The 20,666-nt window shown below is 47.8% G+C and carries 15 protein-coding genes; 10 read left to right on the top strand and 5 right to left on the bottom strand.

The features are described 5' to 3' along the window. Positions 1–2 precede the first annotated feature (2 nt). The 8 genes from ACVA54_RS10195 (at position 3) to ACVA54_RS10230 (ending at position 11,686) form a co-directional block, all read left to right on the top strand. Entirely contained in the window at positions 3–1,217 is a 1,215-nt protein-coding gene (locus ACVA54_RS10195; RefSeq protein ID WP_446649586.1) for a tetratricopeptide repeat protein, read from the top strand. A gap of 322 nt (positions 1,218–1,539) precedes the next feature. After that, complete coding sequence (gmk, locus tag ACVA54_RS10200) at positions 1,540–2,163, top strand: guanylate kinase (protein ID WP_099079185.1); 624 nt, start codon at positions 1,540–1,542, stop codon at positions 2,161–2,163. Positions 2,164–2,326: 163 nt separating this feature from the next. Then, a complete protein-coding gene (gene rpoZ / locus ACVA54_RS10205; RefSeq protein WP_005379346.1) occupies positions 2,327–2,599 on the top strand; it encodes a DNA-directed RNA polymerase subunit omega in 273 nt (90 codons plus the stop codon). 39 nt (positions 2,600–2,638) lie between these two features. After that, the gene (gene spoT, locus ACVA54_RS10210; protein ID WP_099079184.1) at positions 2,639–4,759 is read left to right on the top strand and encodes a bifunctional GTP diphosphokinase/guanosine-3',5'-bis pyrophosphate 3'-pyrophosphohydrolase; all 2,121 of its coding nucleotides are present in this window, start codon (positions 2,639–2,641) and stop codon (positions 4,757–4,759) included. 55 nt (positions 4,760–4,814) lie between these two features. Continuing rightward, on the top strand, positions 4,815–5,498 hold the full coding sequence (trmH, locus tag ACVA54_RS10215) for a tRNA (guanosine(18)-2'-O)-methyltransferase TrmH (protein WP_446649587.1): 684 nt from the start codon (positions 4,815–4,817) through the stop codon (positions 5,496–5,498). A 250-nt stretch (positions 5,499–5,748) separates the two neighbouring features. Further along, positions 5,749–7,830 (top strand): ATP-dependent DNA helicase RecG, encoded by a 2,082-nt coding sequence (gene recG / locus ACVA54_RS10220; protein WP_446649588.1) that lies wholly within the window; start codon positions 5,749–5,751, stop codon positions 7,828–7,830. 231 nt (positions 7,831–8,061) lie between these two features. Further along, the gene (locus ACVA54_RS10225; protein WP_119464514.1) at positions 8,062–10,047 is read left to right on the top strand and encodes a S9 family peptidase; all 1,986 of its coding nucleotides are present in this window, start codon (positions 8,062–8,064) and stop codon (positions 10,045–10,047) included. 247 nt (positions 10,048–10,294) lie between these two features. Further along, positions 10,295–11,686 (top strand): uracil-xanthine permease family protein, encoded by a 1,392-nt coding sequence (locus ACVA54_RS10230; protein ID WP_446649589.1) that lies wholly within the window; start codon positions 10,295–10,297, stop codon positions 11,684–11,686. A gap of 74 nt (positions 11,687–11,760) precedes the next feature. Here ACVA54_RS10230 and envZ read toward each other — a convergent pair whose 3' ends face one another. Continuing rightward, complete coding sequence (gene envZ, locus ACVA54_RS10235) at positions 11,761–13,053, bottom strand: two-component system sensor histidine kinase EnvZ (protein WP_099079180.1); 1,293 nt, start codon at positions 13,051–13,053, stop codon at positions 11,761–11,763. 122 nt (positions 13,054–13,175) lie between these two features. After that, a complete protein-coding gene (ompR, locus tag ACVA54_RS10240; RefSeq protein WP_119464512.1) occupies positions 13,176–13,895 on the bottom strand; it encodes an osmolarity response regulator transcription factor OmpR in 720 nt (239 codons plus the stop codon). 213 nt (positions 13,896–14,108) lie between these two features. Here ompR and greB point away from each other — a divergent pair, with 213 nt between their 5' ends. Then, a complete protein-coding gene (gene greB, locus ACVA54_RS10245) occupies positions 14,109–14,594 on the top strand; it encodes a transcription elongation factor GreB (protein WP_099079178.1) in 486 nt (161 codons plus the stop codon). Positions 14,595–14,648: 54 nt separating this feature from the next. Here greB and ACVA54_RS10250 read toward each other — a convergent pair whose 3' ends face one another. Next, a complete protein-coding gene (locus ACVA54_RS10250; RefSeq protein WP_446649590.1) occupies positions 14,649–16,559 on the bottom strand; it encodes a putative ATP-dependent zinc protease in 1,911 nt (636 codons plus the stop codon). Positions 16,560–16,880: 321 nt separating this feature from the next. Between ACVA54_RS10250 and ACVA54_RS10255 the strand changes: the two genes are divergently transcribed. Further along, positions 16,881–19,196 (top strand): Tex family protein, encoded by a 2,316-nt coding sequence (locus ACVA54_RS10255; RefSeq protein ID WP_446649591.1) that lies wholly within the window; start codon positions 16,881–16,883, stop codon positions 19,194–19,196. Between the two features lie 73 nt (positions 19,197–19,269). On the opposite strand, the gene ACVA54_RS10260 is transcribed toward ACVA54_RS10255, so the two are convergent. Then, a complete protein-coding gene (locus ACVA54_RS10260) occupies positions 19,270–19,734 on the bottom strand; it encodes an ATP-dependent Lon protease (protein WP_099079176.1) in 465 nt (154 codons plus the stop codon). Between the two features lie 116 nt (positions 19,735–19,850). Continuing rightward, a complete protein-coding gene (bioH, locus tag ACVA54_RS10265) occupies positions 19,851–20,618 on the bottom strand; it encodes a pimeloyl-ACP methyl ester esterase BioH (RefSeq protein ID WP_446649592.1) in 768 nt (255 codons plus the stop codon). Positions 20,619–20,666 lie beyond the last annotated feature (48 nt).

Consider the following 20,666-nt stretch of genomic DNA (forward strand, 5'->3'; position numbering starts at 1 on the left):
ATATGAAAGCATACACAAAATTGTTGGCTTCTCTGGTGTTGATGTCAGGCGCGTACGGCGCGCCTGCTTTTGCCAGTAACCCTGAGTTGTCTGACAGAACATTCCGCACGGTGAACAAAGTTCAAGAACTTATCGCCGAGGAAAAATACTCTCAAGCGATATCAAAGATAAATTCTGCACTCGAGAGTTCAGGTAAAAAGCAATATGACAAAGCGGTCTTGTTGCAACAGATGGGATTTCTTTACTCGTTAAAGGACGACTACCCGAAAGCAGCCAAGTACTTTGCTGATGCACTCAAACTGAACGCACTGCCAGTGCCGGTTGCACAACAGGTTCGCTATAGCCTTGCTCAGTTGTATCTTGCTGAAGGGCAATTCAAAAAATCCGTCAACACGATGAACGAGTGGTTCAAAATTGCGGAAACGACAGAAGAAAAACCACAAGCACACGCTTACATCACGTTAGCCAGTGCCTATATTCAGCTAGAAGATTACAAAAATGCGATTCCGCCAACGAAGAAGGCAATCGCAATGAGTAAAAACCCTAGTGAATCTTGGTACCAATTGTTGATGTCAGCCCACTACGAACTCAAGCAGTTTAAGAGTGTTGCTGGTGTACTTAAAATTCTGACGACGAAGTATCCAAAGAACAAACGTTACTGGACACAGTTATCTGGTATCTACATGGAGCTTAATCAGGAGCGAAATGCACTTTCTACGTTAGAAATGGCACATAAAATGGGCCTATTTGATAAAGAGAAAGAGTTTTTACGCTTAGTCAACTTTCAAGCTTACCAAGGCGTACCATACCGTGCGGCCAAGACGTTGAAAGAGGCAATAGAACAAGGCCATGTTGAAGGTAACGTCGACAACCTAGAGAAGTTGGGGTCGTTTTGGCAGCAAGCTCAAGAGCTTGGATTATCGATTGATGTCTACCAACAAGCCTACCGACTTGCACCAAAGGCAAAGACTCAGATCAAGATTGCCCGTTTAATGGTCTTGGATAAGCAATATATGGCGGCCACAAAGTTTGCCAATAATATCGCCCCCGACGCCAATCGTGAGCAAAAGGGTGAGTTGAATTACATTCGAGGCATGGCTTACTTTGAGCTAAACCAACCCGTTAACGCACTCAAAGCGATGAAAAGTGCCGCTCAATCTCCAGACATGAAAGCAGCAGCGAGCCCTTGGATCAATTTCCTCGAGTCTCAAGGCTAATTTGACTTAGAGATAAATGTAAGTCGCAATCGAATCTATCCGTTGCACCGAAAATTAAGTGTGAGTCAGTCGCACGCCTGGGGAAGTGAAAGCTTCCCCTTTTTTCGTTTCGATATGCAATCATAACCGCTCACCAAAGATCCAAAAGATCGGCTAGCAACAGATAGGAGATCGTGATACTCTTCGCCTCCATTTTTCTGGCGAGATTATCACCAACCTCAATCCCTTTGATGGTGAACACTCTTATGCCAGTGCTATCGTTATAAATTGTCGAGACTTTCGTTCGGCACTCACTCAATCCAACCAAAAGTGGAACAGTACAATGGGCAAAGGTACTCTCTATATCGTATCTGCACCTAGCGGCGCAGGTAAATCTAGCTTGATCTCAGCAATGTTGGAACGTAACCCAACGTACGCAATGAAAGTGTCTGTGTCTCACACCACTCGTGGCATGCGCCCAGGCGAAGAGAACGGTATTCACTACCACTTCGTAGCAAAAGAAGAGTTTGAAGCTCTGATTGCACAAGGCGACTTCTTAGAGTACGCAGAAGTGTTTGGTAACTACTACGGCACATCACGCGTATGGATTGAAGAAACGCTAAACAAAGGCATCGACGTTTTCCTAGACATCGACTGGCAAGGCGCGCGTCAAATCCGTGAGCAAATGCCAGAAGCGAGAAGCATCTTTATCCTGCCACCATCAAATGGTGAGCTAGAGCGCCGTCTAAACACTCGTGGTCAAGACAGCGAAGAAGTGATCGCAAAACGCATGGCAGAAGCCAAGTCAGAAATCTCGCACTACAACGAGTACGATTACGTGATCGTAAACGACGATTTCGATACGGCATTGATGGACTTTAAAGCCATCCTACGTGCGGAAAGATTGAAGCAAGAAAAACAAGCTGCTAAATATAAAGGTATGCTTGATGCGCTTCTAGCAGAGTAATTCTGCACTAAAATACAAATTTTCGCTTCTTTATTACGGTAAGGAAGCTTATATTGCTTATATAGAAAGTCATTGTTGTTGCACGTCTTATCGCTAGTAAATATTACGCTGAGACTGTATACTTTCTCGTCATTCAAAATTTAGTTAACTATTTGGAGTCCTCATGGCACGCGTAACTGTTCAAGACGCTGTTGAAAAAGTTGGCAACCGTTTCGACCTAGTACTGATTGCGGCTCGCCGCGCTCGTCAAATGCAAACTGGCGGTAAAGATGCACTAGTGCCAGAAGAGAACGATAAGCCAACGGTTATCGCTCTACGCGAAATCGAAGAAGGTTTAATTACTAAAGAAGTTCTAGACGCTCGCGAACGTCAAGAACAACAAGAACAAGAAGCGGCAGAGCTAGCGGCAGTAAGCAGCATCGCTCACAACCGTTAATTCTGGCTTTAGAATTCAACAACCTCCCGGGCCTATAATTTGTATCTATTTGATAGCCTCAAAGACGTTGCCCAAGAATACCTAACAGAGCCTCAAATTGAGGCTCTGCGTCAATCTTATGTGGTAGCGAGAGATGCCCATGAAGGGCAAACCCGTTCAAGCGGGGAACCATATATCATCCACCCCGTCGCTGTTGCTCGTATCTTAGCTGAGATGCGTCTTGATATCGAAACCCTCCAAGCTGCTTTACTGCATGACGTCATCGAAGACTGTGACGTAACCAAAGAAGATCTCGAAGAGAAGTTCGGCACGACCGTCGCAGAATTGGTTGATGGTGTCTCTAAACTGGACAAACTCAAATTCCGCGATAGAAAAGAGGCGCAAGCTGAGAACTTCCGTAAGATGGTTCTGGCGATGGTGCAAGACATCCGCGTTATTTTGATCAAACTGGCTGACCGTACGCACAACATGCGCACGCTAGGCGCACTTCGCCCAGATAAAAAGCGTCGCATTGCTCGTGAAACCCTCGAGATCTACTCGCCACTGGCTCACCGTCTTGGTATTCACAATATCAAAACAGAACTCGAAGAGCTTGGTTTTGAAGCGCTTTACCCGAACCGCTACCGTGTTCTAAAAGAAGTGGTACGAGCGGCACGTGGTAATCGTAAAGAGATGATCCAACGTATCCACAGCGAGATTGAAGGTCGACTGCAAGATGTGGGTTTAAATGCTCGCGTGTTGGGCCGTGAAAAGAACCTGTTCTCCATCTACAACAAGATGAAGACCAAAGAACAGCGCTTTCACACCATCATGGATATCTACGCCTTCCGAGTGGTTGTTGATACGCCGGATACCTGCTATCGCGTGTTAGGCCAAGTGCATAGCTTGTATAAGCCACGCCCGAGCCGCATGAAAGATTACATCGCGGTACCAAAAGCGAACGGCTACCAATCGCTGCACACTTCAATGGTTGGTCCTCACGGCGTGCCGGTTGAGGTCCAAATCCGTACCGAAGATATGGATCAAATGGCGGATAAAGGGGTCGCGGCTCACTGGTCTTACAAAGACAAAGGCGAAAAGTCTGGCACTACAGCACAAGTGAAAGCACAGCGTTGGATGCAAAGCTTACTTGAGCTACAACAAAGTGCAGGTAACTCGTTCGAATTCATCGAAAACGTAAAATCCGATCTGTTTCCTGATGAGATTTACGTCTTCACGCCAAAAGGCCGCATTGTCGAATTACCATTAGGCGCAACAGCCGTTGACTTCGCTTACGCGGTGCATACTGACGTGGGCAACTCATGCGTTGGTGCTCGTGTAGACCGTAATCCTTACCCACTGAGTAAGGCGCTGAAAAACGGTCAAACGGTGGAAATCATCAGCGCGCCGGGGGCTCGCCCAAATGCCGCATGGCTAAACTACGTGGTGACATCGCGTGCCCGCACCAAGATCCGTCAAGTATTGAAGACCATGCGTCGTGAAGAGTCGATTACGCTTGGGCGTCGTCTGCTAAACCATGCACTAGGTCGACACTCGATTGATTCTATCTACCCTGAAAATATCCAGGAAGTTTTAGCGGATCTACGCCTAGAAAGCGTCGATGATCTGTTAGCCGCGATTGGTTTGGGCGAATTAATGAGTATCGTCATCGCTCGTCGTTTGTTGGGTGATACGGAAGAGCTCACCACGACAAGCTCCATTCCAACCGACTCGAAGAAAAAGCTGCCAATTCGTGGGGCTGAAGGCATATTACTGACCTTCGCTAACTGCTGTCACCCGATCCCGGATGACCATATCATTGCGCACGTATCACCGGGTCGTGGCTTAGTGGTTCACCGAGAAACGTGTCCAAACGTACGTGGTTACCAAAGAGAGCCAGACAAGTACATGGCCGTCGCTTGGTCTGAGGATTACGACAAAGAGTTCATTGCTGAACTGAAAGTCGACATGCTCAATCACCAAGGTGCCCTTGCTGAGTTAACCAATGTGATTTCGAAAACAGGCTCGAACATCCATGGTCTCTCGACGGAGGAACGCGACGGACGTTTGTATACCGTTACGGTACTGCTCACCACCAAAGACCGTGTTCATCTTGCTAGTATCATGCGAAAAATCAAAGCGATGCCACAGGCGACACGCGTCAGACGCAGAAAGAACTAACCTTTATCGCCACCCACTCAAACTGGGTGGCGATTTTTTATATCCCAAATTGACTATGAATCTAGAACGTTACAACCGCATCCATCAAGTCCTTACCGCACGCCAGACCGATCTGACTCTTTGCCTTGAAGAAGTACATAAGCCCAATAACGTCTCTGCCGTGATCCGCACTGCCGACGCAACTGGATTACACAAAGTTCATGCTATCTGGCCTGATAAAATGCGCACACTCACCCACACTTCCGCAGGTGCGCGTAACTGGGTAGAGGTCGAGACGCATCGCTCGATTGAAACGGCCATCACCGAGCTCAAAGCGCAAGGCATGCAAGTGTTGGTCACCAACCTGTCAGACACAGCGGTTGATTTTCGTGACATCGACTACACCAAGCCAACCGCAATCATATTGGGCAGCGAAAAAATAGGGGCATCAGAACAAGCGAAAAAACTGGCTGATCAAGACATCATTATTCCAATGATCGGTATGGTGCAGTCTTTGAATGTCTCCGTCGCCAGCGCTGTGATTCTGTATGAAGCGCAGCGTCAACGCCAAGCAGCAGGCATGTACGATAAAGAAGAAAGCACACTGCCAAAAGAGACCATCAACCGCATTCTATTTGAGCGTGGCCATCCGGTATTGGCGAAAGTTGCAAAACGTAAAGGGCTTGATTACCCACAACTCGATGATGAAGGCCAAATCGTGGCCGATGAAGCGTGGTGGAAAGAGATGCAAAGTAAATAATCAACTCTTGTCATCCTGAACAGCGACGAAGGAGCGTGATTCAGGATCGACTATCTGAGTGCACTAATGTTACTGGCGTTAACTTCGCTGGCACACTAGCGACAAGTAGATTCCTGATGTCGCTCCGGCTCCTCGGAATGACGGGGCAGCGAAATCCTACTCCTCATGAAGACTTACCTATTTTTTCCTGTACAAAAACACAGCTCCATGGTTAACATACTGCTATGTTAACCATTTTCTTGAGCCCATTATGTCTGCCCAACTGTTATCTGCTATTCCTTTAACCTCACTGTCTGGGGTTGGCGCTAAAGTCGCAGAAAAACTGGCCAAGGTCGGCTTACATACGGTTCAAGATCTGCTATTCCATCTTCCTTTACGGTACGAAGACCGCACGCGCATTTACCCAATAATCAAGCTGCATGCTGGCCTTTGGGCTGCTGTGCAAGGCAAGGTCATGGCTGTCGATACCATTTTCGGCAAGCGTAAAATGTTGACGGTAAAAATCAGTGACGGCAATGGCACCATCACACTGCGTTTTTTCAACTTCACCGCCGCAATGAAAAACAACTTCTCGCAAGGTAAGTTAGTGCATGCTTACGGCGAGATTAAGCGTGGCGGTATGGGCCTAGAGATTGTTCACCCTGACTATAAATTTTATGCTAGCGAACAAAAGCCCGATGTGGAGCAAAGCTTAACACCGGTTTATCCAACCACTGATGGGCTGCGTCAAATCACCCTGCGTAATCTTACCCAGCAGGCACTGGCTCTACTCGACAAAGCGGCGGTACAAGAGTTGCTGCCATCTGGCTTGTACAATCACCAAATCACCATGTCGCAAGCGCTGCACACCATCCATCGCCCACCACCAAACATCAACTTAGATGAATTTGACCAAGGTAAACACCCTGCACAAATTCGCCTGATCATGGAAGAGTTATTGGCGCAAAACCTTTCTATGCTGGCGGTACGCAGTAAAGGCCAACAAGATGTGGCGCTGCCACTCCCTCCTTGCGATAAGCTCAAAAAGAACTTGCTAGCACAGCTGCCGTTTTCACCGACCAATGCGCAAGCACGAGTGGTGAAAGAGATTGAAGCCGACTTAGAAAAAGCCCACCCAATGATGCGCCTAGTGCAAGGTGATGTGGGCTCAGGTAAAACTTTGGTTGCCGCTTTAGCCGCCGTCAGAGCCATCGAACATGGCTACCAAGTCGCCTTGATGGCACCGACCGAACTGCTTGCTGAGCAGCACGCAACGAACTTCGCCAACTGGTTTAAAACAATGGGCATTCAAGTTGGTTGGCTCGCGGGCAAGCTCAAAGGCAAAGCTAGAGAAGCCGAGATGGCACGCATTGCCAGTGGTGAAGCACAAATGGTAGTGGGTACTCACGCCCTATTCCAAGAACATGTTGATTTCCATCATCTCGCTTTGGTCATCATTGATGAACAGCACCGCTTTGGTGTCCACCAGCGCTTGGAGTTGCGCGAGAAAGGCGCGAAACAAGGCGCTTATCCACATCAGCTCATCATGACAGCAACGCCGATTCCGCGGACGTTAGCGATGACCGCCTACGCTGACTTGGAAACCTCTGTGATTGATGAGTTGCCACCAGGGCGAACACCCATTCAAACCGTGGCGATCCCTGACACCAAACGTGATGACATCGTCGAACGTGTGCGCAATGCCTGCTTAAACGAAGGCAAACAAGCGTATTGGGTATGTACCTTGATTGATGAATCCGAAGTGCTGGAAGCTCAAGCCGCCGCCGACACCGCCGAAGAGCTGCAACGTAAACTGCCCGACGTAAAAATTGGTCTAGTGCACGGACGCATGAAACCGACAGAGAAACAAGCGGTAATGCAAGATTTCAAAGACAACAAGCTGCACCTGCTCGTCGCAACCACCGTTATTGAGGTCGGCGTGGACGTACCAAACTCTAGCTTGATGATCATCGAAAACCCAGAGCGATTAGGCCTGGCTCAACTACACCAATTACGAGGTCGTGTAGGGCGAGGCTCAGTTGCCAGCCACTGCGTGCTCCTCTACCACTCTCCCCTATCGAAAACCGCCCAGAAACGCTTAGGCGTACTGCGTGAAAGCAACGATGGCTTTGTGATTGCACAGAAAGACTTGGAGATTCGTGGGCCGGGTGAACTACTAGGAACCAAGCAAACCGGCTTGGCAGACTTTAAAATTGCCGATTTAGTGCGAGATCAGCGCTTAATTCCAGAAGTTCAGCGCATTGCTCGCCATATTCATGATACTTACCCAGACAATGCGAGTGCCATCATCGATCGCTGGCTTGGTGAGCGCGATATTTACTCCAAAGCGTAAACCGTATCTATTGAACAACCCTTATGTGGATGACACGTCTTACAGATGGAATTCTGTAAGACTGGTTTCATATACATTTATTTCACCAATCTATCTCTCATTAAATAAAACACCACTCGACTTTATTCAATAATTACGACAATTTAGATACTTCAAATTAGTCAAAATATTACCTCAAGGTCTTCGTACCTAACATTCAATCAAGAAATCAATGTCATCAAGGATAGATGCATGAAGAAAAGTACTTTGCTCGCCGCTAGTGCAGCGCTAGTTGGCTTTACTCACACGGCATCCTTTGCGGCTCAAGATGGACAGGATTCCATTCTCAAATCCGCAGAACTGTTTGCCAAAAGCTCTGCTTATTTCAACCCCAAAATATCTCCGGACGGAAAGCACTTAGCGTTCGAATCCAGCATCGATGGTAAAGATGCTTTGGTCATACTCGACAGTAAAACCATGCAACCTAGCAGCGTTTTACGTTTCAATGGCAATGAACAAGTGGGCGATTACTATTGGATCAACAACGAGCGCGTCGTTGCCTCCAAAGAATATTTAAAGAGTTGGTCGACAGCTCCAGTGAACTATGGTGAGTTAGTCTCCGCTAACGTAGACGGAAAAAAATACGCCTACATCTTTGGCTACAACCCACCAAAATCCAGCCGACTTGTACGCGCCTCTTCTATCGTGCGAGCCTATGGTGAAGTCATGGATGTTTTACCTGATGACGATCGCCATATCTTGGTTTCTTCCTTACCTTTCGGAGAATATAGCTTCAATATGGAAGCGCCTAGAGAGGTTTATCGCGTTAACGTATACAATGGGCGGCGCTCTAAGATAACCACTTCTCCGGTTGGTTTTAGCCGTTTTCTTACTGACCATGATGGCGACGTTCGCTTTGTTTCTGGCCGAAACAGCAAGGATGAGGTTGAACTTTATTACCGTGTCAACGGCCAATGGGAAATCTCAGATAACATTAAGTCATTGAAAAGTTTCAAAGAATTCTACCCTATCTCTTTTTCTGAAAATCAAGACGCAGTTTATGCAGCGGTCAGCCATAGTGGCGAGCCAAGAGCGGTACATCACTTAAACCTTAAAACAGGTGAAAGCACCAAAGTTGCATCAGATAGCGCCGTCGATCCTAAAGCGTTTTGGCTAGATCCTGACTCAAAGCAGCTTTATGCGGTAGAGTTTGAGAGTGATTACCCAACCTATGCCTTTGTGGATCCCAAAAACAAGCGCAGTGAATACCTACAGCAAATATTAACCTCCCTACCGGGACACCAAGTCAGATTAGTCAGTGAAACCGACGCTGGCGATGCTTACGTTATCATGGCGTTTAATGATAGAAACCCAGGTGACTACTACCTGTTTACAACACAGCCAAAAGAAATACGCTACCTATTCTCCGCAAGAGAATGGTTAGATCCAGCACAAATGGCAGAAGTGAAGCCAATCGAATTTACCAGTCGTGATGGTAAGAACATCACAGGTTACCTCACCCTTCCACCGAACTCAGAAGCCAAAAACCTACCACTCATCGTCAACCCACATGGGGGGCCGCATGGACCAAGAGATTGGTGGGGCTTTACGGAAGAAAACCAATTCCTTGCAAAGCATGGCTATGCGGTATTACAAGTTAACTTCCGCGGAAGTGGTGGCTTTGGTAAACAATTTGAAGAAGCGGGCTATAGAAAATGGGGAACCAACATCCAGTATGACATTATCGATGCGACCAAGTACATCATCGGAGAAGGGATCGCAGATAAGAACAGAATTTGTATTTCTGGTGGTAGCTTTGGTGGATACAGCGCCTTGCAATCAGCAACCGTCGCGCCAGCACTGTTTCAATGCGCCGTTGGGAGCGCAGGTGTCTACGACCTTGAACTGATGTTCAAAGAAGGAGATGTCCCAGATAGTAAAATGGGACTTAGCTTTTTAACTAAGGTTCTTGGTACGGATCCTAAAACCCTAAGAGCGATGTCCCCTACGCACAATGTCGATAAGCTGAAAGCGTCGATTCTACTGGTTCACGGTGGTAAAGATCAGCGCGCGCCAATTGAGCACTTTAATGCGATGGCCAAAGCATTAGACAACATCAACTACCCTTATGAGTCCTTTGTGCTTGATGATGAGGGGCATGGTTTTTACAAAGATGAGCATCGAGCAAAATACTATGCTCATGTGCTCAATTTCTTCGACAAGCATCTGAAGAACTAATCAGCTAACTTAAACATCAAAAGGTGATAACTGCACGGTTATCGCCTTTTTTTACACAAGCAAACGTTTGCCTTTCAAATAAATCCCTCTATAATCGCGCTCAAAATTGATGATGTGCGCCTTGTCACATCAAACCAACCTGAGTTGACACTGATTAACAGCAATCACAGGCAATAACGTCAACTCCACCCAGCACTCCCATTCAGCGAGCTCTGGGCAAGAACTATTGCGACTAGCGAGACAAACAATGACAACTTCAAACCGAGCTTCGGAACTGGTCTATCAGTTAAACGATCGTCCACCACTACCTCAAACTCTTTTTGCGGCACTTCAGCATCTATTGGCGATGTTCGTTGCGGTCATCACCCCATCTCTGATCATATGTCAGTCATTGGGGGTGCCAGCAGACCAAACCAACACCATCATCAGCATGTCCTTATTTGCATCCGGGGTATCTTCATTCATTCAGATTCGTACTATTGGCCCTATTGGCTCTGGCTTGTTATCAATACAAGGCACCAGCTTTAACTTCTTAGGTCCAATTATTGGTGCAGGATTGTCGCTTAAAGCCGGTGGGGCTGATATCAACACCATGATGGCGGCCATTTTCGGTACTATTTTGGTCGCCTCATTGGCAGAGGTGTTCTTATCTCGCGTTCTAGAACACGCACGCCGCATTATTACCCCCTTAGTGTCAGGGATCGTCGTAACGCTTATCGGCCTAACCCTAATCCAAGTGGGCTTAGTATCGATGGGCGGCGGCTACGCAGCGATGAGTGATGGTACATTTGGCAGCTTAGATAAACTCGCGCTAGCCGGTACCGTGCTTGGCTTGATCGTGATACTAAACCGCTCTAAAAACCCATACTTACGCGTTGCTTCTATCGTGATTGCGATGCTAGTCGGCTATGTGATGGCGTACTTTATGGGCATGGTCGATACCGCTAAGTTCGGTAAAACAGAGCTGATTGCGCTACCGATTCCAATGCAATACGGCCTTAGCTTCGACTGGTCACTGTTCATTCCATTAGTGCTGATCTTCTTCATTACCGCACTAGAAGCGATTGGCGACATCACCGCAACGTCTGAAGTGTCCGGCGAGCCAGTAAAAGGCCCGGTCTACATGAAACGTATTAAGGGCGGTGTTTTATCCGATGGCCTCAACTCAGCAATCGCAGCCGTATTCAACAGCTTCCCAAACTCTACCTTCAGCCAAAATAACGGCATCATTATGCTAACGGGCGTTGCAAGCCGTTATGTGGGTTACTTCATTGCGGGTATCTTGGTTATTCTCGGGCTATTCCCTGGGGTCGCAAGCTTCGTGCAGTTGATTCCTGAACCCGTGCTTGGCGGAGCAACGATTGTGATGTTCGGTACGATCGCGGCAGCAGGTGTACGCATCACCTCTCGTGTTGAGTTAGACCGCCGTGCTGTCCTGATCATGGCACTGTCATTCTCAATGGGGTTGGGAATCGCACAAAAACCGGAAATTCTTCAGTTTATGCCGGAATTCATTAAGAGCATTTTTTCAACCGGTGTCGCCGCTGGCGGTATCACTGCGATCGTATTGAACCTGTTGCTTCCAGAGAAATTGGAAGAGGAAGATGAGCTCGTTGCTCAAGAGGGACAAAAATCCTAACCTTGCCTAGGATTATCGGGTAGCCCAACCTAGCAATAGGTTGGGCTTTTTTATTGGAAGCGTTTGAGAAAAGATTACTTGGTAGGGAAACTGATCTGTGCAATTAAGCCGCCTTCGCTGCGGTTACGCACCACAACCGAGCCTGAATGCTGACTAACGATGCGCTTCACGATAGCTAGGCCCAACCCCGTCCCTTCACTGCCTCGCGCCGTATCGCCACGAGTGAAAGGTTCAAACAAACGCGCAATTTGGGATTGCTCGATACCCGGACCATTATCTTCAACGCACACCCACACCAGCTGTTTGTCCGCAGTCACGCCAGTACTGATTTTCACCCAGCCATTACCGTAACGCAGAGCATTGACCACAAGGTTACTCACCGCGCGTTTAATTGCGATTGGGCTGCCCTTGGCGGTCGGCATCGTTGGGTTGAACTCAGTTTCGATTTCGACTTCATAACCCCCTTCCGACGTCGCGACATCGCTAGTGATGGTATTGATGTCCACCTGCTCAAACGATTCTTTATTTACCGGCTTGAGGTAGTCCATAAACTGGCTGATGATCTCATTACACTCTTCAGTATCGCTGATGATGCCTTCGGCTAAATAACTGTCTTCTGGCGACATCATTTCTGTCGCGAGGCGAATACGCGTCAGTGGCGTCCGTAAGTCATGACTGATACCCGCCATCAATAGCGCACGGTCTTCTTCCAGTTCTTGGATGCCTTTCGACATCTGGTTAAACGCACGGGTTACTGAACGAATCTCCGATGCGCCTTTCTCCGGCAATAGTGGTGGAATTTCACCTCGACCGACGCCTTTTGCCGCCTTCTCCAGTGCGATAAGTGGACGATTCTGCAAGCGAATAAACAGCCACCCTCCCGCAATGATCAGCAGTGCCATGATTAAGCTATTACGGAACAGCGGTGCAAAGTCCTCTTCTTGCAGTTCAGAAAGTGGAATGCGAATAATGGAATTCGGTAGTTGATCAATACGCATCCACAAGATGTAGCTCTCGCTGCCTAGCTGTAAGCGTACTTCCGTTGGTGAACCCAGTTCCTGCGTCATCTCTTCAGACATCAGGTCGATAGGCATCGCATGATTGAATTCATTCATCACCTCACTATCTACGCTATGCACCGTCACACCCAAGCTTTCCAACAGCTGATGACGCAATGGTGCATCCGATTTGAGTGGACCATTTTCATCCAGTACTAGATTCAATTCATGAGCGAGAATTTTGTTGAACTGCTGCAAACTTGGCATCAACGCATAATTAAAAACAGCGTAATAAGAAAAGACTTGGCTAGCGAGCAGCAAGGAGATAAACAACAGGATAGATTGTGTAAATGAACTTCGGATTCGCATGGAGAGTTCCTAATGGACCGTTCCTAGTGGAAAGCCTTAATTGCGAGGTTCCAGCCCTCAATCAGGAAGGAGGCTTGAGGGCGGAATATGAGTTGCGAATATCGGCAAACCTTTTGGAAAGATTATGTCTCTTTACCGTCTGGGACAAATACGTAGCCTAAGCCCCATACTGTCTGAATGTAGCGAGGCTTGCTTGGATCATCTTCCAACATGCGGCGCAAACGCGAAATTTGCACGTCAATTGAACGCTCCATTGCTGAGTACTCGCGACCACGAGCCATGTTCATCAGCTTATCGCGAGACATAGGCTCACGAGCGTTTGTTACCAAGGCTTTCAGTACCGCAAACTCACCAGAAGTGAGCGGCATTGCCTCTTCACCACGGAACATTTCGCGCGTACCTAAGTTCAGACGGAAGTCACCGAATTCCACCACTTTTTCTTCCGTGCTTGGCGCGCCTGGCAGTTCAACCGTTTGGCGACGCAATACCGCCTTAATGCGTGCGAGCAGCTCACGAGGGTTGAACGGCTTCGGCAGGTAATCATCAGCCCCGACTTCCAAGCCAACGATACGGTCGACTTCGTCACCTTTTGCGGTCAGCATCAAGATCGGTAACATGTTATTGGCATGACGAAGACGACGACAAATCGACAAGCCATCCTCGCCCGGCAGCATTAAATCGAGCACCATAAGGTGGAAATTTTCACGGGTCAGAAGACGGTCCATCTGTTCGCCATTAGCAACACTTCTCACCTGAAAACCTTGCTCAGAAAGGTAACGCTCCAAAAGAGCACGCAAACGAGCATCGTCATCAACCACTAAAATTTTATGATTTTCCTGCATTGAAACATCCTTTCAAAAGCATCTAATGGCAAAAATGTATCACTGTTTTTTCAAACGTGCTTGTGCAAATTGTTACTCTTTTTATCTTAGCCACTGTTTTTGCATTTATTTCGGGTTGCTAGAGGCTTTATCTCCCTTTCACAACAATTTACAGTCGGCTTAATTCAAGGCTAATATGAGCAGCAGAACCCAATAACCTCTGATTTACGTCTGATGAAAACCAATCTAATTACTCGCGAAGGCTACAACCGCTTAAAAACTGAACTCGATTTTTTGTGGCGAGAAGAACGGCCGGAAGTCACCAAGAAAGTCACTTGGGCAGCAAGTTTGGGCGATCGCAGTGAGAACGCAGATTACCAGTACAACAAAAAGCGTCTGCGTGAAATTGACCGTAGAGTCAGATATTTACGCAAACGCCTTGAGCAAGTCAAAGTCGTGGATTATGCCCCCCAGCAGGAAGGAAAAGTCTTCTTTGGGGCATGGGTAGAAATTGAAAACGAAGCAGGTGATGTCAAAAGCTTCCGCATTGTTGGACCGGATGAAATCTACGGCGATGCAAAGGGCTACATCTCCATTGACTCACCAATGGCACGCGCTCTACTAAAAAAAGAAGTCGACGACGAGTTCGCGGTAAAAACCCCGGAAGGGTACAAAGAATGGTTTGTGAATAACATTCGCTACCAAGCAGACGAACAGTAAAACAATGCCGCCCTTTTTGTTCAAAAGGGCGGCATTGTTTATTTCTCATACAGATCACTCTTCGTAATCCGGTTTATCCGTCAAGATATAGTTCGTATCACTGGCCACCAACGCGCCATTTTTTAAGAAGTTCTTGCCCAAAATCATGCTGTAATGGAAGCGGCTACGATCTTGTAAATTCACTCGAACTTTCTTCTCTAACTCACCAAGTTTGACATGCATTTCTACAACCGGCCGCACATTTGCTTTTTCGCCTTTCTTAGCGGTAATGCGCATGACCCCCACCACTTCTTTGGTGAACGATTTCGTCATTCCCAGATCGTTCTCGTAGGTAAAGCTCACCATATCAACGCCATCTTTCTTAAATTGTTTGATGTCCTTCGCGTTAATCGAGCTCACATCTGCGCCCGTATCCAGTTTGACAGGGAACGACATGCCTTCGACTTCCGCCACTTCAATATGACCCGCTTTAAACAGTGGTCTCGCATCCAGTAAATGGTCTGTGCGGGTATTTAAGAAAACGCCCCCCTTGGCCATGTTGTGGCCAAAGAGAAAAAATGGCTGCGTTTGATTCTCTTTCTCCAGCACATCAATCGCGAATTCGATGGGTTTCTCTTTGCCTCCAAGCATAAAGTCCCCCTCGACGACCGGACGAACCGCCTCACCCACTTTTAACTTTTTCAGTACGGGTTTGGTGATTTTCTCTTCTTTTCCTTTACTTGTCGGTAGGTAGAAGGTCACCACTTCTTCTTTGCCTTTTTCACTCAGCTCAAATCCATTGACGCGCAATAGTGGTGTTTTTACCGCAAAGGTGGGATAAGCAGGCAGTAGATAGCCATCAATATTGATCGACTCTTGTGGGGAAATCACCAGAGGCTTGGACTTCAGTGCGCTCTTATAGGATTTCTCAACACCACCTAACATGTTTTCTTTATCTGTATCAATCACAAAATGTTGGCTAGCGACATCTTTGCCAAGGCGAATTTGTGAGCTGAGCTTACTGCGATCTCGCAAGTAAACCAGCCATTGTTGCGTTTCGTTTTCACCCACTTTAACCGGTAAGTAGACCAACGGACGCTCAGTCTTACTGGTTTTCAGCATACGTACCAGAGGCAATGTCATAGAGTGACGCTTACCGTTTTCACCTTCTAAGGTAAAGGAGACCTGTTTTTTATTTTTATCAACGTGAATATCCAGCGCATGTACGTTGGTGTAACGACTGGTGGTCGAAACGCTGACTTTGTACGGAACCCCTTCAACGTCGACGGTCTCTTTTTTGCCAATCATCTGCGCATTGGGTTGCTCTTGCAGATAGTCGTAGCCTGCAAACACCCAAGCGTTATTATCAAGGTACGTTTTACCAATTAAAATAGGGGCAGAAAACTGACTACGCTTGGTTAAATTCACCTCGGTATCGACCGTTTTACCCGCAATGGTCATCGGCAAACTGATGGTTGGTCGTAAAATCGGCGTTTCACTAGTACGATTGCGGATAATGCTCAGCCTCTCGAGTTCATCATCCACCTTGATCTGCTCACCCGTAAATGGGTGCTGCATGGTAAATGTGACATGCACTTGATAAGCATCAAAATCCTCTTTATCCCAATCTGCACGAGCAAATTTCTCCGCATCCCACGTTCCATCTGTGCCAATGAGATCGCCGAGTACTGCCCACATTAACTCGTTATCTTTCAGTTTATTGAACTGAGGATGATTGCTGTATAAATGAATATTTTCAGCATGCATCGATGTGGTATCCGCACCAGTATCGATCTTACCGATAAAAGGAACGCCACTTAACTCAGGGATATCACTGTAATAGACGCTTTCTACTCGCCCCAGAACAGGTTTGTCATCCAGTTGATAAATTGGGTTTTGCGTGGTCGCAGAAAGCGATTGTGACCACGCGAATGGTGCCCCCAGCAAGGCTGCCGAAAGCGCTAAAGCCAAAGGGATTTTCTTCATCAGTGTTTTCCGTATGGGCAAAATTACAAGGGTTAGTTGACAACCAGGCGTATAAGTTCTCAATTTAATTACAGTTTTGACATAAATCTGACCAATGTCCATCAGCGCTAGGTAAATTTTTGCTCGGTTTAGAGTTACGTTGAATCATTGTTGCACAAAAGTCGCTGATAAAGCGCAGCACCTCGTATTTCGAAGCTCATTGGGGATAAAACATTGCAAATTCCCGCAATGACCCCAATGTTTAAACCTAACAATACAAACCCACTATACCCAAGTCACCTCGAGATGCTTGGTTTATAGAGAATTAAAGAGAATACACGGATGAGCCAAGCTATCTGTCGCATGATCGCTCAAGAGCTGAATGTTCGCCCAGAGCAAGTCACTGCTGCTGTCACCTTAATTGATGACGGCAATACCGTCCCTTTTATTGCCCGTTACCGTAAAGAGGTAACGGGCGGTCTTGATGACACCCAACTGCGTAATCTGGACAGCCGTCTGTCTTACCTTCGTGAATTAAACGATCGCCGCCAGACCATTCTGAAATCGATTCAAGAGCAAGGCAAACTAACGCCCGAGCTTGAGCAAGCGATTACTCAGGCAGACAGCAAAACTCGCCTAGAAGACCTGTATCTCCCATACAAACCGAAGCGCCGTACAAAAGGCCAGATAGCCATTGAAGCCGGGCTTGAACCATTAGCGGATCAGCTTTGGGATCACCCACAGACCGAGCCAGAAAGCGAAGCCGCCAAATACCTAGATGCAGATAAGGGCATTGCCGATACCAAAGCCGCCCTTGATGGTGCACGTGCCATCATCATGGAGCGCATTGCTGAGGACGCAAACTTACTGGAAAAAATCCGCGGTCACCTAAACCGTCATGCCGATATAGTGGCGCGAGTTGTGGAAGGCAAAGAGCAAGAAGGTGAGAAGTTTAAAGACTACTTCAACCACAACGAAGCACTAAGCAAAGTGCCATCACACCGTGCTCTAGCGATGCTACGTGGTCGTAACGAAGGCTTCCTAACGCTAGCGATGCATGCCGACCCTGAGCAGGAAGAAGGCGCTCGTCAGTCTTATTGTGAAACGATTATCGCGGATCACTATGGCGTAACACTGAGCAGCGCACCAGCGGACACATGGCGCAAGCAAGTGATCAGTTGGGCATGGCGCATCAAAGTGTCGATGCACATGGAAACCGAGCTGATGGGCGCAATGAAAGAGCGCGCAGAACTCGAAGCTATTGAAGTGTTCGCGACCAACCTCAAAGATTTGTTGATGGCTGCGCCGGCTGGTCCTCGCGCCACTCTGGGTCTGGATCCGGGGCTGCGTACAGGCTCAAAAATCGCCGTTGTCGATTCAACCGGTAAGGTTCTGACCACAGAAACCATCTACCCTCACCCACCGCAAAAACAATACGACAAATCAGCGCAAATCGTTGATCAGTTAGTGCGCAAGTACAATGTGGATTTGATTGCGATTGGTAACGGCACCGCTTCGCGTGAGACGGACAGTTTTGTCGCAGATCTCATCAAACGCGGCAACCTCAAAGTACAGAAGATCATGGTTAGCGAAGCCGGTGCATCGGTTTACTCTGCCTCTGAACTCGCGGCGAAGGAATTCCCGAATATGGACGTATCGCTGCGCGGTGCGGTTTCGATTGCACGCCGCCTGCAAGATCCACTTGCAGAGCTGGTGAAAATCGATCCGAAATCGATCGGTGTAGGCCAATACCAACACGATGTCAGCCAATCGATGCTCGCGAAACGTCTAGATGCCATTGTCGAAGACTGTGTAAACGCAGTGGGTGTGGATGTGAACACCGCCTCTGCGGCACTATTAACGCGGGTGGCAGGTCTATCCACCACCATCGCACAAAATATTGTCGATTACCGTGATGAAAATGGCCGCTTTGACGCACGCACCACCTTGAAAAAGGTGCCGCGCTTAGGGCCAAAAGCGTTCGAACAGTGTGCCGGTTTCTTACGTATTATGGATGGCAAGAACCCACTTGATGCCTCTGCGGTTCACCCTGAAGCGTACCCAGTGGTCAAAGCGATTTCTGAGAAAAACAACAAAGACATCAAAGCACTGATTGGCGATTCGAGCTTCCTAAAAGGTCTGCACGCCGTGGATTACACCAATGACAGTTTTGGTATCCCAACCGTCACCGACATTATCAAAGAGCTGGATAAGCCAGGTCGTGACCCGCGTCCAGAGTTCAAAACTGCCACATTCACCGACGGCGTCAATTCCGTGTCCGATCTAGAGCCTGGTATGATTCTAGAGGGCGTGGTCTCTAACGTCGCGAACTTTGGTGCGTTTGTCGACATCGGTGTTCACCAAGATGGCCTGGTGCACATCTCTGCCCTAACCGACCGCTTTGTGTCTGATCCACGAGAAGTGGTGAAAGCGGGCGACATCGTAAAAGTCAAGGTGATGGAAGTCGACGTACAGCGTAAGCGTATTGGTCTATCGATGCGTATGAACGACGAACCAGGGCAAGACAATCGCAGCCAGCGCGCCTCCACGCCAAGCCGCAATGACCAACAACGTCGCCAGCCTCGCCGTGATGATGCCTCACAAAACAATGCGATGGGTGGCGCTTTTGCCGCCGCATTTGCTAAAGCGAAGAAGTAATCGCATTCAACCGAGCTATTGCTAAAAAACGCACCAGTCAGAAGCTCTGACTGGTGCGTTTTTGTTTGAGTCGTCATAGTACTGCAATCACTTCTGACGGTGTATGGGGCGCAACTGAGTGACCATAATGAAACTTAATCACCTTCCTGCGCTTTTCCATCAATCCCTCTTTGATCGCTGCATCCAAAATGCGCTTAGGTAACCGAAAGCGTATCGTGTAACCCTTCCCCTGCTCTTCACTGTAGGACTTGAGCGCTAGCAAACCGAAAAGACGCTCAAGCGCATCCTCAGATTCGTTGTGATAACGGCTATCCACTTCTGGCTCCACTTCATAACCTGGATGTTCTGAAGGATCCCAAGCCGACTGGCGTCGCCTTTTCTCATCACTTTTTACTTTGCGCTCTGCATTGGCTTTCGCTAATGCGACTGTCGGTGTCACAGGTTCTCGGATTTTATTATCCCGAGCCGCTTGTTCCGTTTGCACATTCACAGATGGGGCGATCAACGGCACACTTACGTTCGCCGGTGACACAATCATTGCGAACCCTCCTCAGAGCCGCCCACTCATCAATATGACCGGTTTATTCACATAAAACGAGGTCAATATTTATATCGACCACTTTTTGAACAGCTTTAGTGTTTTTCGGTGCTTCTTTATCTGTGAGCAAAATCTCGAACTTGTGAGCAGAACGCGTCATGTTCAGTCATAAATGGCGCATGAGAAGATTGATTAAATACAAACTGTTGTGTGTTAGGCAACTGCTCGTTCAAATCCATAGCCACTTTTATCGGCACTAAACCATCCAGTCGACCATAAAGGCGCAGCATTGGCATCGTCAGAGCCGTTAAAGCATCTCTCAGATCAACGTCAGCAAGAATATTCAAGCCCACTAACAACGAGTTGGGGTTCGGTTGGGGACGCGATAATACCGCTTGTTTAAGTTGCTTCACATCTTGACGCGCAGATGGACTGCCCATGGCTTGCAATGCCATAAAGCGCTCAACAGTAAGAGAAAAGTCTTCCATTAACTGTTCGGTAAAAGCACTGAGTACATTAGGTTGAATCCCTCGCCAAGGACGCTCAGCCGCAAACTTAGGTGAGCTGGCTACGGTAATTAACTTACTGACTCGCTCCGGTGTATTGAGCGCAATATGTGTCGCAACTAAGCCTCCCAGAGACCAACCTAGCCAAACTGCTTTTGATGGCGCGCCTTGCAAGACCATCTCTGCGATCTGTGCTAAATCCTGTGCGTGATGTTCGGCACTGTGTCCATAGCCAGGTAGATCAACGACATGCAAACGAAAGTAAGGCTGAAGTGATTCTACGGTTTGCTGCCACACAGCACCATTCATACCCCAGCCATGAAGCAACACCAAGTCGGGCCCTTGACCAAACGACTGCCAGTGTAAATTCGTGTTCATGCTCTCGTTCTCCCCCACTATTTTTATTCCTTAGCACTTTAAACAAGC

This window comes from Vibrio sp. PNB23_22_6, from assembly GCF_052877535.1.